Origin of the sequence: Algiphilus sp. (genome assembly GCF_023145115.1) — a bacterium.
In the GTDB taxonomy this organism is placed as follows: domain Bacteria; phylum Pseudomonadota; class Gammaproteobacteria; order Nevskiales; family Nevskiaceae; genus Algiphilus.
Window position 1 is genome coordinate 48,131 of the sequence record NZ_JAGLEJ010000030.1, and the last position, 14,070, is coordinate 62,200.

General features: G+C 70.1%; 15 protein-coding genes. 6 read left to right on the forward strand and 9 right to left on the reverse strand.

Going from position 1 to position 14,070, the window contains the following annotated elements; translation table 11 throughout:
- Positions 1-47 precede the first annotated feature (47 nt).
- The 6 genes from KAH28_RS09970 to KAH28_RS09995 form a co-directional block, all read right to left on the reverse strand.
- The gene (locus KAH28_RS09970; RefSeq protein WP_290576172.1) at positions 48-1,187 is read right to left on the reverse strand and encodes a helix-turn-helix transcriptional regulator; all 1,140 of its coding nucleotides are present in this window, start codon (positions 1,185-1,187) and stop codon (positions 48-50) included.
- 263 nt (positions 1,188-1,450) lie between these two features.
- On the reverse strand, positions 1,451-3,163 hold the full coding sequence (locus tag KAH28_RS09975; RefSeq protein WP_290576174.1) for a hypothetical protein: 1,713 nt from the start codon (positions 3,161-3,163) through the stop codon (positions 1,451-1,453).
- Between the two features lie 908 nt (positions 3,164-4,071).
- The gene (locus KAH28_RS09980; protein ID WP_290576176.1) at positions 4,072-4,563 is read right to left on the reverse strand and encodes a hypothetical protein; all 492 of its coding nucleotides are present in this window, start codon (positions 4,561-4,563) and stop codon (positions 4,072-4,074) included.
- Between the two features lie 214 nt (positions 4,564-4,777).
- Complete coding sequence (locus KAH28_RS09985) at positions 4,778-5,248, reverse strand: DUF494 family protein (protein ID WP_290576178.1); 471 nt, start codon at positions 5,246-5,248, stop codon at positions 4,778-4,780.
- 22 nt (positions 5,249-5,270) lie between these two features.
- Positions 5,271-6,392, reverse strand: a complete 1,122-nt coding sequence (gene dprA / locus KAH28_RS09990) for a DNA-processing protein DprA (RefSeq protein ID WP_290576180.1) — start codon at positions 6,390-6,392, stop codon at positions 5,271-5,273.
- A complete protein-coding gene (locus KAH28_RS09995) occupies positions 6,389-7,534 on the reverse strand; it encodes a LysM peptidoglycan-binding domain-containing protein (RefSeq protein WP_290576182.1) in 1,146 nt (381 codons plus the stop codon). Before KAH28_RS09995 ends, dprA begins: the two co-directional genes overlap by 4 nt.
- A 131-nt stretch (positions 7,535-7,665) precedes the next feature.
- On the opposite strand from KAH28_RS09995, the gene def reads away from it, so the two are divergent.
- The 6 genes from def to sodX all read left to right on the forward strand — a co-directional run bounded on the left by def (position 7,666) and on the right by sodX (position 11,711).
- Positions 7,666-8,172 (forward strand): peptide deformylase, encoded by a 507-nt coding sequence (gene def / locus KAH28_RS10000; protein WP_290576184.1) that lies wholly within the window; start codon positions 7,666-7,668, stop codon positions 8,170-8,172.
- Between the two features lie 50 nt (positions 8,173-8,222).
- Positions 8,223-9,146 (forward strand): methionyl-tRNA formyltransferase, encoded by a 924-nt coding sequence (gene fmt, locus KAH28_RS10005; RefSeq protein WP_290576186.1) that lies wholly within the window; start codon positions 8,223-8,225, stop codon positions 9,144-9,146.
- Positions 9,143-10,543 (forward strand): 16S rRNA (cytosine(967)-C(5))-methyltransferase RsmB, encoded by a 1,401-nt coding sequence (gene rsmB, locus KAH28_RS10010; RefSeq protein ID WP_290576188.1) that lies wholly within the window; start codon positions 9,143-9,145, stop codon positions 10,541-10,543. The genes fmt and rsmB overlap by 4 nt, the downstream gene beginning before the upstream one ends.
- A 133-nt stretch (positions 10,544-10,676) precedes the next feature.
- The gene (locus KAH28_RS10015) at positions 10,677-10,889 is read left to right on the forward strand and encodes a hypothetical protein (protein WP_290576190.1); all 213 of its coding nucleotides are present in this window, start codon (positions 10,677-10,679) and stop codon (positions 10,887-10,889) included.
- A complete protein-coding gene (gene sodN / locus KAH28_RS10020; protein WP_290576192.1) occupies positions 10,889-11,389 on the forward strand; it encodes a superoxide dismutase, Ni in 501 nt (166 codons plus the stop codon). The genes KAH28_RS10015 and sodN overlap by 1 nt, the downstream gene beginning before the upstream one ends.
- 10 nt (positions 11,390-11,399) lie before the next feature.
- Entirely contained in the window at positions 11,400-11,711 is a 312-nt protein-coding gene (gene sodX / locus KAH28_RS10025) for a nickel-type superoxide dismutase maturation protease (protein WP_290576194.1), read from the forward strand.
- 7 nt (positions 11,712-11,718) lie between these two features.
- Here the strand turns inward: sodX and KAH28_RS10030 are convergent, their stop codons facing one another.
- From KAH28_RS10030 to KAH28_RS10040, 3 genes are read right to left on the reverse strand one after another with little or no spacing between them, the layout of a single operon-like run.
- Positions 11,719-11,901 (reverse strand): hypothetical protein, encoded by a 183-nt coding sequence (locus tag KAH28_RS10030; protein WP_290576196.1) that lies wholly within the window; start codon positions 11,899-11,901, stop codon positions 11,719-11,721.
- Complete coding sequence (locus tag KAH28_RS10035; protein WP_290576198.1) at positions 11,898-13,052, reverse strand: PepSY-associated TM helix domain-containing protein; 1,155 nt, start codon at positions 13,050-13,052, stop codon at positions 11,898-11,900. Before KAH28_RS10035 ends, KAH28_RS10030 begins: the two co-directional genes overlap by 4 nt.
- A 1-nt stretch (position 13,053) precedes the next feature.
- On the reverse strand, positions 13,054-14,061 hold the full coding sequence (locus KAH28_RS10040; RefSeq protein WP_290576200.1) for a pyridoxamine 5'-phosphate oxidase family protein: 1,008 nt from the start codon (positions 14,059-14,061) through the stop codon (positions 13,054-13,056).
- Positions 14,062-14,070: the final 9 nt, after the last annotated feature.

Below are 14,070 nucleotides of genomic sequence, written 5' to 3' on the forward strand. Positions count from 1 at the left end.
CCACGGAGGAGATGTTGCTGCCGCTGGAGCTTGTCCCCGGTGGTGACTCAGGCGCCGAAGCCCGCGAAGCTCATGCGCACCAGCGCGGCCTGATTGGCGGTCCCGGTCTTGCGGTAGAGGGCCCGGCACTGGGACTTGATGGTGTTCATCGAGGCCCCGGTGCGCTCGCAGATCAGGGTCGGTGAAAGCCCGTCGAGGAACTGCTCGAGGATGCGTGTCTCCGCGCCGGTCAGACGGAAGGCGTCCCGCATCCTTGCGGCGATTCCGGCGCTGTCGGGCCGGAAGTCGCGGATGATGACCGCCACCACGGGCTCCCTTCGCTCGAACGCCAGTGGCGAGGCCAGTACCCGCCGCAGGTGGGGCGTGAGGCAGGCCGAGTAGCGCCGGGCGCCGTATTGCCAGAGCACGGTTTCGCCGCGCGGCTCCCACTCCGCATCGATGCTGGCGATGCAGCGCCAGAGTGCCGCCTGGAACTGCTTGTCCGCCGCGGCGTCCGTCAGGTGCATGCGCTCCGGTCGCGCTATCAGCGGTCCGGGCACCGTCCGGACGAGCGCTTCGGCGAGCGGGTTCGCATAGACGATGCCGCCGTTCCGGTCGAGGAATACGACCGCGTCTCCCCGGTCGGCGCTGATGCGGCCGGTGATCTGTTCGCGGATCGCGTAACCATCCAGACGGCTGCATATCTCGAAGGCCTGCTTGATGTGGGGCAGCACGGCGCGCATGCGCGCCGCGTCCGCGTGGCTGAACACGTCGCGAGCGCCGTCCCGGTACACGGTCAGCAGTCCGGTGCTGTCTTCGCCCAGCGGCGCCACCGCTGCCATCACGTCACACCAGTCCGACCCGACGGCGCGCAGGCCCTCGTTGTAGAAGGTCGATGCTCGAACGGTTCCTGCCGGGACGTACTTGCTGCCGACATGCAGATCGCTGTCAGGCTCCATGTCGACGCAGGGCCACCAGGGGTCGAACCCGGCCAGATCGTTGCCCAGGACGTTGAGAATCCCCTGTGCGTCGTAACCGTGGTTGTTCGCGACCTTCACGCTGCCGGTGGGCAGGTGGAGGAACTCCATCGCCGCGGCGCACCCCCCAACGAAGTCGCTTACCAATCTCAGGGCTTCCGGCCACTGTTCCGGCGTCATGGATGCCTGATACAGCGTCAGGATGACGCTGTTGAGATCCGGCTGCTTCATCCAGTGCCATCGCGCACGACCATGGCTCTGTAACGTAGTCGAAACCTCGCCCGGAGTCGAACAGCGCGCCGCGTGCCCGGGCGGTTGCGCGGGCCGCTCGCGCGTCACGGCGCATCGCGGGCGGAGGGATCGACCGGAACGGGCCCGCCGGATGGCGGACCCGTTTCGTGCGGGATGGACGGCCGAGCCCATGCCAGAGGGCGGGCATGGGTGGCCCCGGCGGCTTCCGCGGGCGGGGAGCCGATGGGACCGCCTTCCAGCTTCTAGAGTTGCGTCCAGGTGCCGGTTGCGTTGTCCGGTTCGTTCGAGAACTCGATCAGCACCGTGCCTGCCGAGGTGTCGCCGGAGGTCAGCGTGTAGCGCTCGGTGCCGCCGCCGGAGAATGCGATGATCAGAACGCCATCTTCGGTCACCTCCCAGGTGATGGACCCGCCGTCCTCGCCGAAGCTCCAGGTGCCTGCGCCACCCTCATTCAGCTCGAAGGCCGTGGCCTGCTCGTCACCATCGATCGCGGCCGCATAGGTTCCCGGCATCAGCGAGGAGAAGTCACCATCGGGGACACCCGGTGCCTCGCCAATCGGTTCGCCATTGATCTCGGCGAAGAGCAGCTCGGTACGTGTAACGGGTTCTCCCGGCCCCTCATTCTCGCCCGCGATCTCGATACCATTGCCAACACCGAACCACTCGGTTTCACGGTAGCCGTCGGGGGTTGTCAGATCGAAACGGCATGTTTCGAAGGTTCCGGCCGGAACAGTGATCGTTTCGCGGCCGACATAGGTCACCGTGGCGGTGCCGTCGTCTCCAACCTCCGCTCCGAGTTCGGTATAGGTAGACGTATAGCTATAGGACTCACCGGGCGCAAGATCAAAGCGCAGGAGCTCACCCGGATCGGAAACGAATCCGTCGTTCATGCCCTGCAGATTCTCGTCAGCAATCGCGTTGATCGACGGCACTTCGAAGTCGATCTGGAAGTACTCGTTCGCGTCGGCAAGCCCGGTGCCACTGTCCTGCACGAACACGCGGGTAGCTGGGCGGCCCTGGAAAGAGCTATCGGTGAAGACGGTGAAGTCGGATGTGAATTCACCGACAAACGCGCCGCCCTCGGTTTCGCGATCGCTCTCGGTGTACTCGGTGCCGTCCTGCCACAGGACCGGATTGAAGCAGGCGGACGCCGGATCGACCGAGTCCGTCGGCCGCGTAAACGTCCGGTTGAGCTCGAAGGACACGGCGCGCATTTCCGCGCTGCTGCCGGAACCCATTGGCGCACGCGCCAGCTGGAAGGTATCGCCGTCGACGCGAACGAGCGAGTAGAAGAAACCGCCCTCGGTCAGGTTGCGGATATCGATCTCGCTGGCCGGCTCGCCGTCCGCGGCCTGGACCTGCTCGCCCACGGCTACGGTGAGCTGCTCGCTGTAGCTGTCTTCAGGCGAGCCGAGGCAGGACCCGTTGGGCCAGACCGATTCGGTCACGGTGACATCGGTGCCATCGAAGGCCCACGAGCCCTCGAAGGACTCGCTGCCGTCGTCGGCCGGACTGCACGCGAAGTCCCACGTGCCCTGCAGCGCATCGATGACGGCATTGTCGACGTCGAAGCAGACGGTATCCACATTGGAGACGAGGTTCTCGGCATCGCGGCCGCTGATCGCCACGCAGAACTCGCCGGCACCGATGTTCGACGGCACCTCGATGTCCAGCACCACGGTCTCCAGCGCCTTGGTGCCGCTGCGCGACTGCGTCTCCGAGCCCAGCAGCACCTCGGCGTAGCGGTCGGAGCCGACCACCTTGGCGAAGATCGCCGACAGCGCCGAGCCGGTCTCGAAGTCCAGGCTCAGAGACGCGCTGCCGCCGGACGGGACCCCGACCTGCCGGGTCGCCGCCTGCAGCACCGGATCGTTGCCGGTGCTGGTCGGCGCCGGCGGGTCACCGTCGAGCAGGCTGGCGTCACGATCGCCCACCTTGATCAGGATGGCCTGCATCACCGCATCGGGCTCGGCGCCCGGATCGATGGTGCCGGACCCGCCGCCACCACCGCCGCCGCACGCGGCAAGCAACGCGCTACCCGACAGCAGCGCGATCAGTACGCCTCTTGAAGTCTTCATTGTTGTTTTCCCCCTGGGGAGTGCTGCGATCGACCGATCGCACGGAAGGTCGCGGCTTCGGCACCGCAACCGGGAACGTCCGGCGCCGGGACACGAACGCCTCCCTCGAGGGGGCGTCGCGTCTCGCGCGGACAGGTCATCACCGCCGATCCCTTTCGGCGGTGCGGTGGTGGCGACCGCCACCGACCCACTGCGGCTCATGGCTGGCTGAGCACGTCATGGCTTCAGTCTTCCACGTCAGTAAGTCCCGAACAGCCTCGATTCGGGGGGGGGGGATCGCAGCGGATATGAACGAATATGTGCCGAAGGTCACGGTTGCGCCTGCCCCGTGGGCAGCCCGTTGCCGTTCCATGTCTGCCCCGCCGCGCAATTCCGTGCATGGCGCAAGCGTAGTCAGCCGTGCGCGGCCCGGTCATCACACCTGGGTGTGATGCATTGGACGGGCGTGTACAGCGGTGCTGTCGAACACCCCACGTTTGCGCCCGGCAACGGCACTCCGCGCCGCCGTCGATCAAGGCAGGCAGCGGTTCTCCGGTGCATTGCCGCAGTACCGGGCAGGCACGCCGCGAATGCCGCCGGACACCGGAGAGGGAAGCAGCGTCCCGCGCGAGGGCGCTAGGTCCGGTTCGGCACGGCGCGCTCTGGATGCGGTTTCGCTTCAGTCAGGATGATTCGGCCTGCTTCCGGGACCGGCGGGGAGAGACGCTGCCGGGGGGCGTCGCGCCGGAAGCGCCGCCGGTGTGCACGAGCAGATCAGCTGAAGGTGAAGGACCCTCCCGCCGGGGTCACGTGGCCTTGCCCAACTCCCGGAACCGCGCGAGCTCTCCGAGCCCGTCACGCAGCATGCGCCGTTCATCCTTCGTCATCAGGCCGTCCGCGTTGCGGTCGAACGTGCTCGTCGCTCTGACCGCCTGGTCCAGTTCATCATGATTGACCGTCGAGCTGTCGCCCGCCTCCTCGCCGGCGAAGGCACCGATGATGTCCACGGCGAGTCGATGCTCGTTGCTGTCAACGGTCGCATTGCCGTTGAAGTCGATGTACTTCAGCAGCGCGATCAGGCTTCTGACGGATGCCTCGTCGATGTGACGGACGAGGCGCAGGATGTCCGATGCATCCTCGACCTCGTGCGGCTCCAGTGCCCCGGATCGGTCGTGGTCGAACATGGACAGATAGGCATAGAGGGTGGTCTTGTCGTCTTCGGTCAGATCCCGAAGGCGGTGCTGCAGGTTCTGGTCGGCTTCCTGCATGGCGGCAATGACGCCGTCGATATTGGACATGGAAGAGCTACCTGGTGGTTGGACGGAGTGCCGGGGATGGCGGCCCGATGGCCCGTGGCGCATCGGTGCGTCGTGGCCCCGGGGCAACGACGTCCCGCCGTCTCGCATCGCCGTTGCGCCGGAGCACCCGGTAGCGGCCCGGATCCGTTTGCAAGAGGCGACCGGCCCGGGGATGGGATCATCCGGGACCTGACCGTCGCCTTACCACGGTGGCCTAGTGCAGGAACTCGCCGTCGTAGTAGACCATTTCCTCGACCTGCGCCAGCGCGTCCTCGGTGCCGGGCTGGCTGATCAGCACCAGCAGCACGACCCACTTGACGCGCTCGATGTCGACGTCGTCCTCGATGCTCATGAGGCGGTCGATGACCAGTTCGCGGCCCTGCGGTCCGAGCAGGCCGAGCTGCTCCAGGTAGAGCAGGAAGCCCTGGCTCTCGGGGCCGATGCGCGCGCGCTCGGCGCTGCTGTACATGCGGATGGAGCCGGAGGCCGGGTTGACCAGATTGTCGCGTCGCTCGGCGAGGTCGTTGAGCCAGGCGAAGGCGTGGTTGACCTCCTCCTCGGGGAAGCCGGCACCGACCAGTTCGACGCGCAGGGTGTCGTAGTTGGCCGAATCGGCGAACTCCTGCTCGACGTAGTTCTCGTACAGGTACATGAGGACGTCGAGGACGCTTTCCTTGATGTTCACGATGGCCTTCCTGCGGTCGGGGTCATGCGTCGGCGCGCGCCAGTCGGGAGAAGGAACCGCCCGGCTCGCTGGCCACCAGGCCGGCGATCTCGAGCTCGAGCAGGGCGCTGCTCAGGGCCTGCACGTCGAGGCCGGTGCGCGCTACAAGCTGGTCGAAGGCGGAGCCGGCGTCGTGCACGGCGTCGAGCGTCAACGCCGCGTTGGCTGACAGCGCCGGACTGGCTCCTGAGCTTGTCACGGGGCCCAGTGTAGCAGCGGAACCGCCGGTGCTACGGCCGAGCGCGCGCAGCACGTCCTGCACGGTCTCGGCGAGCTGGGCGCCCTCGCGGATCAGTGCGTTGCAGCCGCGCGCCAGCGGGCGGTGGATGCTGCCCGGCACGGCGAGCACTTCGCGGCCGTACTCCGCCGCGAGCTTCGCCGTGATCAGGGAGCCGCTGCGCGCCGCCGCCTCCACCACCAAGACGCCGAGCGCGAGCCCGGCGATGATGCGATTGCGCCGCGGGAAGTGTCCCGGACGCGCGCCCGTGCCGGGCGGGAACTCGGAGACCAGCAGCCCGTGGTCGCCGATGCGGTGCGCCAGCGCGCGATGGCGCGCCGGATAGACGCGGTCCGGCCCGGTGCCGGCGACCGCGATGGTGGCGCCGCCGGCGTCCAGCGCCGCGGCGTGCGCGGCGCCGTCGATGCCGGACGCCATGCCGCTGGTGACGCACAGCCCCGCGCGCGCCAGCTCGCTGGCGAAGGCGCGGGCGTCCTCCAGGCCCTGGGCGCTGGCCGAGCGTGCGCCGACGATGGCGATCTGCTCCTGCGCCAGCAGCGACGGGTCACCCAGGCAGTAGAGCGCCAGGGGCGGGCAGCCCGTCTGCAGCAGTCGCTGCGGATAGCGCGCATCGTCGATGGTGACCAGCGCGCGTCGCTCGCCGTCGAGCCAGCGCCGGCAGGTGTCCAGGGCGTCGGGGGCGGGGCGGCGCAGGGCATCGTGCAGCGCATCCGGAAGGCCGGCGGCGCGCCATGCGCCCGGCCCGGCGTCGAGCGCCGCCGCGGCGCTGTCGTGCTGCTCGAGCAGGCGCATGCCGGTAACGGGGCCGACCCCGGGCGCCAGCAGCAGGGTCAGCCAGGCCTCGCGGTCGGCACCGTCGTCGGTCACGGCCTGCGGTCGGGCGCGTGTACCTCGTCATGCAGCAGGATGGGGCGGACGGCTTCCATGACCAGGGCCTGCGAGAGCCGGTCGGTGACGCGCACCACCAGGAGCTGTCCGGCGAACTCCGCCGGCAGGCTGACGCGGCCGAAGCTGCGCTGCGGGTCCTTGACCTCGCGCGCCGCGCTGTAGACATCGAGCACGTGTCCGCTGGCGAGTCCGTCGGCGCTGCCGCGGTTGAGCACCACCAGGTTGTACTGGCCGATCTGCGTGACGCCGCCGAACACCGAGATGATGCGCCCGTCGACGGCACCGTCCGGCGCGCGCGGGTAGAAGTTGGCGGACAGCTCGTCGGTGGGCTTCGGGATCAGCACATCGCCGATGCGGGTCTCGCGGTGCGCGCGCGTCAGCTCCAGCACCGCCACTTCGCGCGCGTGGCGCGCCAGCGTCGCGTCGGCCGCGGGGATGGCCTCGTAGCCCAGGGTCTCGCCGCTGTCCGGATCGACGTAGGGCGCACCGGGGTGCAGCACCAGCCAGTCCTCGTCGGCGTCCTCCGGCAGTTCCCTGGCGTAGATGCCGACGCGGTCCGGTCCGATGAGGTGTTCCTGGTCGAACTCCACCACGTAGGGCGCATTCTCCAGCGTCGCCTTGTCGACGATCTGCGGCCCGCGCAGGAAGTCCTTGATCTGGTCGAGCGGGATGGTGGGGATGGCGTCGGTCAGCGGCTTGCGGCGGATGCGCGGCGACAGCTTGCGCACGTCCGCGACGCGCTCGCTGCCCTCGAGCCAGCGCAGTTCGAGCACATCGCCCGGATAGATCAGGTGCGGATTGCTCACCTGCCGATTGGCCACCCAGACCTCGGGCCACTTCCACGGGTCGATCAGGAAGCGGTCGGCGATGCCCCAGAGCGTGTCGCCCTTCTTCACCACATAGCGCGCGGTCTTGCGCACGCGCTGCTCGGCGCCGTCGCGCGTCGTGGCGACCGGCTGCGCCGGTGCCGGCGACGGAGCGGTGCGCTCCGGGCCGCCACTGGCCACGACCTCGCCCGTGGTGGCGGGCCGCGCGTCCGGCGTCCCCGACTCCGGCGTGCTCTGGCAGGCTGCGAGCAGCGCGCCGGCGCAGATGGCCGCCAGACCGAGTGGCCTGCGCATGCCGGTATACTGTTTTGTCACTGTCGTCATCGATCCCCTTCTCCCCGACAGGCGCAGCTCGGTCGCCGCAGATCCCCGATTGCCCGGGCACTGTAGCAGCCGATGTGCAAGGCCGGAATCCGCATAACAGCATGGCACTGCTCGAAATACTGCATCATCCCGATCCCCGGTTGCGGGAAGTGGCACAGCCGGTCGCCGACTTCGGGCCCGAGCTGCAGCAACTGATCGACGACATGTTCGAGACCATGTACGACGCGCCGGGCGTCGGCCTCGCCGCGACCCAGGTGGGCATCGCGCTGCGCGTTGCGGTCATGGACTGCGGCGGCGAGGACGCCAGCGACCCCCGCGTCATGATCAACCCGGAGATCGTCGCCACCGAGGAGCCGGAGGTGATCGACGAAGGCTGCCTGTCCGTGCCCGAGGTCGCCGACCGCGTGCGGCGCTTCAAGCGCGTCACCGTGCGCGCCCTGGATCGCGACGGCGCCGGCTACGAGCTCAGCGCCGACGGCCTGCTGGCCCAGTGCATCCAGCATGAGACCGATCATCTCAACGGCAAGCTCTACATCGACCACCTGTCGACCATCAAGCGCGACCGTCTGCTCAAGCGTCAGCGCAAGCTCCGCAAGCAGGAATCCTGATTGCCGGGAAGGCCCCGATCGATGTCGAGCTTGGCAACAAGGCAGAGCTGATGCGCATCGCCTTCGCCGGTACGCCGGACTTCGCCGTTCCCGCGCTCGACGCGCTGCACGCGGCCGGGCACGACATCGCGGCCGTCTTCACGCAGCCCGACCGGCCCGCGGGGCGCGGACGCAGGCTGCGCCCGTCACCGGTGGCCGAGCGCGCCGACGCCCTCGGCCTGCCGGTGCACAAGCCGACGCGCTTCGACGACGCCGCGCGCGCGCAGCTGGTCGACGCCGCCGTCGAGGTGCTGGTGGTGGTGGCCTACGGACTCATCCTGCCGCAGGCCGTGCTCGACACGCCGGTGCGGGGGTGCCTGAACATCCACGCCAGCCTGCTGCCGCGCTGGCGCGGGGCGGCGCCCATCCAGCGCGCGGTCGAGGCGGGCGACAGTCAGACCGGCGTGTGCATCATGCAGATGGAGGCCGGTCTGGATACCGGACCGGTCTGGCGGCGCGCGGCGCTCGCCATCGGCGAGCACGAGACCGCCGGCGAGCTTCACGACCGCCTCGCGCAGCTCGGCGCGCGGGAGATCGTCCCGGCGCTGGCGCAGGTGGCCGCCGCCGACGGCGCTCCCGAGCCGCAGCCGGCGGAGGGCGTCACCTACGCGCGCAAGCTCGCCAAGGACGAAGCCCGCGTCGACTGGACCGCATCCGCGGCGACCATCGCGCGTCGCGTGCATGCCTTCAACCCGGTGCCCGGCGCGTGGACCGGCCACGACGGCGAGCGTCTGCGCGTGCTGCGCGCGCGCCCCGCCGAGCCGGTCGTCACGGCCGCGGCCGGTACCGTGCTCGGCGTCGACCACGCGGGCGTGCGCGTCGCCACCGGCGAAGGCGCGCTGCTGCTGGAAACGCTGCAGTGGCCGGGTGCGCGTGCGCTGCCGGCATTCGAGGCGGCCGGCCGCCGGCTTGTCGAAGGAGCGCAGCTGACATGAACGGACGCGGCGGAGGCGGCGGTGGTGGTGGACCGCGCAGCGGCGGCCCGCGTGGCGGTGAGCAGCGCGGCGGTGGACAGCGCGGGCCGCGCGCCCCCGGCTCCGCGCTGCGCGCGAGCGCCACGCGCGTGGTCAACGCCGTGGTCACGCAGGGCAGGAGCCTCGACGACGCGCTGGCCCATGCCGTGGCCCGCCATCCGATCACGGCCCGCGACCATGCGCTGCTCGCGGCCATCGTCTACGGCGTGGTGCGGCACTACCGCCGTCTCGGCTGGCAGGCGGAGCGCATGCTGGAGCGTCCGCTGCGCGACGCGCCGCTGATCGAGGTCCTGCTGCGCGTCGGCCTCTACCAGCTCCTCGACCTGCGCGTGCCGGATCACGCCGCCATCGCGGCCACCACCGGCGCCGCGCCCATGCTCGATGCCGAGTGGGCCGGATCGCTGGTCAATGCCCTGCTGCGCCGCACCCAGCGCGAGCGCGATGCGCTTGCCGAGCCGGAGGCGCCCGCGATCCGCCACTCCTGCCCGGACTGGCTGCTCGCCCGCCTGGAGGCCGACTGGGGCGAAGCGCGCGCCGAGCAGATGATCGCGACCGCCAATGTGCAGGCGCCGATGACCCTGCGCGTCAACCGTCGGCGCATGGACCCGGCCGCCTATCGGGCGCGACTGGCGCGCGCGGGCATGGCGGCGGATGCGGTCGCCGGCGCACCCGACGCCGTCGTGCTGGGCGCACCCAGCGCGGTCGACGATCTCCCGGGGTTCGCCCGCGGCAGCGTGTCGGTGCAGGACGCCAGCGCGCAGCTCGCCGCCGATCTGCTCGACGTCGCGTCCGGGCAGCGCGTGCTCGACGCCTGCGCGGCGCCCGGCGGCAAGGCCGCGCATCTGCTCGAGCGCTGTCCGGATGCGGCCCTCACCGCCCTCGACGTCGATCGCGAGCGGCTCCAGCAGGTGGACGCCACGCTCCGGCGCATCGGCCTGCGCGCGCGGCTGGTGGCGGCCGACGCCTGCGACACCGGTCGCTGGTGGGACGGCGCCGCCTTCGACCGCATCCTGATCGACGCGCCGTGTTCCGGAACCGGCGTCATCCGCCGGCATCCCGACATCAAGTGGCTGCGCCGCGAGACCGATATCGCCGCGCTCGCCACCCGTCAGCGCGCGCTGCTCGATGCGCTCTGGCCGCTGCTCGCACCGGGTGGCCGGCTGGTGTTCGCGACCTGCTCGGTGCTGCGCGAGGAAGGCGCCGACGTGGTCGATGCCTTCGTTGCGGACCAGGGCGACGCGGTGCCCGCCACCCCCGACCTGCCGGTCGGCGAGCGCGACGGCCCCGGCTGGCGCATCGCGCCGGGCGGCGAATGGGACGGCTTCTTCTATGCGCTGCTGGAGCGCGCGCACGGCTGACGCGCCGCAGTGCCGTTATCATGAAGTCGCGCAAGCGCTTCGTTCCGGCGCGAGTCAGGCGGCGGACGCGACCATGCGCTTATCTGCATGAGCCATGATGTCTCATTCACCCATCCCAAAAGGGTCAATGCCCATGACTGCACTCAAGCGAAACCTGATGGTGTCCTCCGCGGCGCTGCTCGCCACCCCGGCGACCGTGCTGGCGCACGCCGGCCACGACCACGGTCACTGGTCGAGCGGGCTCGTCCACACGCTCTTCTTCCTCTCGGTGTTCGCGGCTGTCGGTATCGGCAACGTGATCTACCAGAAGCGCAAGCAGGCCAACGCCCGGCAGGAGGTCAAGTAATGCTCTACGGACTGATCAACTGGTACGGCCGCAGGAAGCGGGTCGAGACCGTCTCCGCACACTGCGACATTCCCTGCAAGATCTACGACCCGATCTCGGCCCAGATCGCGACCCTCAGCGTCATCCGCTTCATGGACCAGATCGCCGAGCTCGAGGCCAAGGGCACGCTGAGCCTTGCCGACCAGGCGCAGCTGACGCGACTGGTGCAGGAGAAGGAAACCCACGCCGAGAAGGCGAAGCACGAAGTGCGCGTCATCTGGGGCGACTACTTCAAGCAGCCGCAGTTCGAGAAGTTCCCGGACGCGAGCACGCTGGTGCACAACATCATGCTCGCCGGCTCGGCGTGCAAGCAGGGCATCGAGCGCGAGAAGGGCGTCAAGCTCCTCGAGCTGGTCAACGAGTTCGCCGAGGCGTTCTGGACCACCAAGGACGTGCCCACCTACAAGGCGACCTGCCCCTATCCGCCGAGCGAGACCGTGGTCTACCCCAAGCTCGGCTGATTGAAGGGAGATGCGCGTCAGGCTGTTCCGGGTGACGGGGAACAGCATGTTCCCGGCCTACCCGGCGGGCGACTACGTCCTGGCCTGGCGCCATCCCCTGCAGCGATTCGCGGCCGGCGACGTGGTGGTGGTCGACCACCCGTCGTACGGCCGCATCATCAAGCGGATCGCCGCCGTTGACGCCGACCGCCGATTGCGTCTGACCGGCGACAACGTCGAGGAAAGCACGGCGAGCCAGCTGCTCGGCGATGTCGGGTCCGACCGCATCGTCGGCCGGGTCATCTGCCGGATCGGTCCGGCGCGCATGCACGCAGCAGGCTGAACCCGGCTCAGCCGCGCGCCGGCCCCCGCATGGTGCGATAGCGCCACCATCCATAGCCCAGTGGCAGCGCGGCCGCGAGCAGCAGCAGGCTGTCCGCGACCGGCCCGCGCGCGATCAGCATGCCGACGATGCCGGCGATGCCGATCAGCGCCAGAACCGAGATCAGGGTCAGCGCGCGCCGGCCGCTCATGCCGCCGCCTCCGCGGTTGCGCTCGCCCTCGGCGCGCGCCGCCGCCGCGCCCACCACAACCAGGCGCCGTTGGCGGTGATGAACAGGGTCAGCCAGGTGCAGGCCGTCCACAGCAGCTTGAGGGGCAGGCCGCCGTAGTCGCCGAAGTGCAGCGGCTCGGACAGCGCGATGGCCTTGAGATAGAGCGGCACTTCGGGTGCCGCGGCGACCTCGCCGGTTTTCGCGTCGACGATGACGACGCGGAACATGCGCTCCTGCACGCCCTCGCTCCCGCCGAGCAGCGCGGTGTAGTGGCGCGGCGTCGAGAACTCGGTTCCGGGGAACACCAGCGATTGCACCCACCAGCCCTCGGGCGCGGCGGCCCGCACCGCCGCGAAGGCGGTCTCGACATCGGCCGGCGGCTGCACCGGGTCCACCGGTTCCATGCGCTCGGCCTCGGCGCGCAGGCCGCTGAGCTCGGTCATCTGCCAGAGGCCGATGGCGGCGGTGCCGAAGCCGAGCAGGAAGCCGGTTGCCGTCACCACCAGCGCCCAGCCCAGCACCACCGCGCCGATGAAGTTGTGCAGGTCCAGCTGCAGCAGGCGCGCGCCGCGGCCGCGGCGCAGCACGCCGAAGGCGATGCGCTTGACGTAGGGCGCGTACACCACCAGCCCCGACAGCAGCGCGATCAGCACCAGCAGCGCGATGAGCGCACCGATGAGCTCGCCGAGCGGGCCGAGGAACCACTGCGCGTGCAGCTCCAGCAGGAAGCCGGTCAGGGTCGGGCCCGGGTCCGGATCGCCGGTGGGCTGTGCGGTGACGAGGTCGGCGAAGCGCACGCGCGCGTCGTCGAAGCTGCGCGCCGCCATCGGCGCTGTTACCGCCAGCAGCACGCCGGGATGGTGTTCGGGGTCGACGCCGACGCTGAGCACGCGCTCGTCCGGGTAGGCGGCGCGGATGTTGGCCACCGCCTCCGAGATCGGGCGCTGCGGCGCATCGGGGGCGTGCTCCGAAACCGGCACGGTGCCGAGGGCGTGATCGATCTCCTCGTGGAAGATCAGCACCGTCCCGGTCAGGCACAGCACCAGGAAGGGCAGGGTCGCGATCAGGCCGGTCCAGCGGTGCAGCCAGAGGTTGACGCGGAACCAGCGGGAGGTGCCCGACCCGTTCATGTCAGTACAGGTTGTGCTTGTAGTCGTGCTTGAGGCCGCGCGCCATCAGGCCCGGCACTGAAACGGCCGCCCGCGTGATGCCGGCACCGACGCCGCCCGCCTTGTTGTGCTTGACGTGCGCGGCGAACATGGTCGCCGGGTCGATGTCCGCCGGTGCGGCGGACGCCGGCCAGAGCGCGGCGCGGGCCAGGGCGGCGCTGTCCCGGACCGCCAGCGCCGGCTGCGCGATGCGCGTGACCACCTTCGGCGTGCGCTCGGCCACGGTGAAGGCTGCGCGCATGGCCTCGTCTGCGTTGATCGACGCGCTGCCGGCGAGTGCCACCACCCGTGCCGTGCCCGGCACCAGTGCCAGCGCGGCGACGCGCGGCTGGGTCAGGATGTTGCGGAAGCTGTCGGTGCGGCGGTTGCCGGGGCGGTCGGCGTACCAGACATCGCCTTCCTGCAGGCGCAGCAGCGATCCGGCCGGATCGCCCTTGGGGCTGACATCGGCACGGCCCTGCGCGTCGACGGTCGCCAGCGCCATGAAGCGGCTGGCGCCGAGCAGCGCTTCCGGCGAGTCGGGCGCGGTCGTAGACGGATCGGCATCCCAGAATCCGGAGCGGATCAGCGCCTTGGCGCAGTGCAGATAGCACTCCTCGACCGCAACCGCGATGTGCGCGTCATCGACGGCTGTCACGAGGCCGTTGACCCGCAGTGTCTCGCCGCAGCCCGGAATCAGGAACAGCGATCCGAAGCCGCTGCCCTCGCGCGCCGTCGCCGCGTCATCGAGCGTGGCGCGTGGAATGCGCAGACTGCGCGCGTCCGCCACTTCCGCGAAGCCGGCCGCGCCACCGGCAGCGGTGATCGCGATGCCGTGGCGGTCGCCGAAGGCCAGGAAGGCAAACGGCGCGGCCGCGACCCAGCGCCGGTCGTGCGCATCGAGGTGATCGAGCACCTTCATGTCGACGGCGGCCGGCTTCCTGCCGACGCGGGCTTCCAGCGCGGTGATATCGGTGATGGATGTGTTCATCGGTCCACT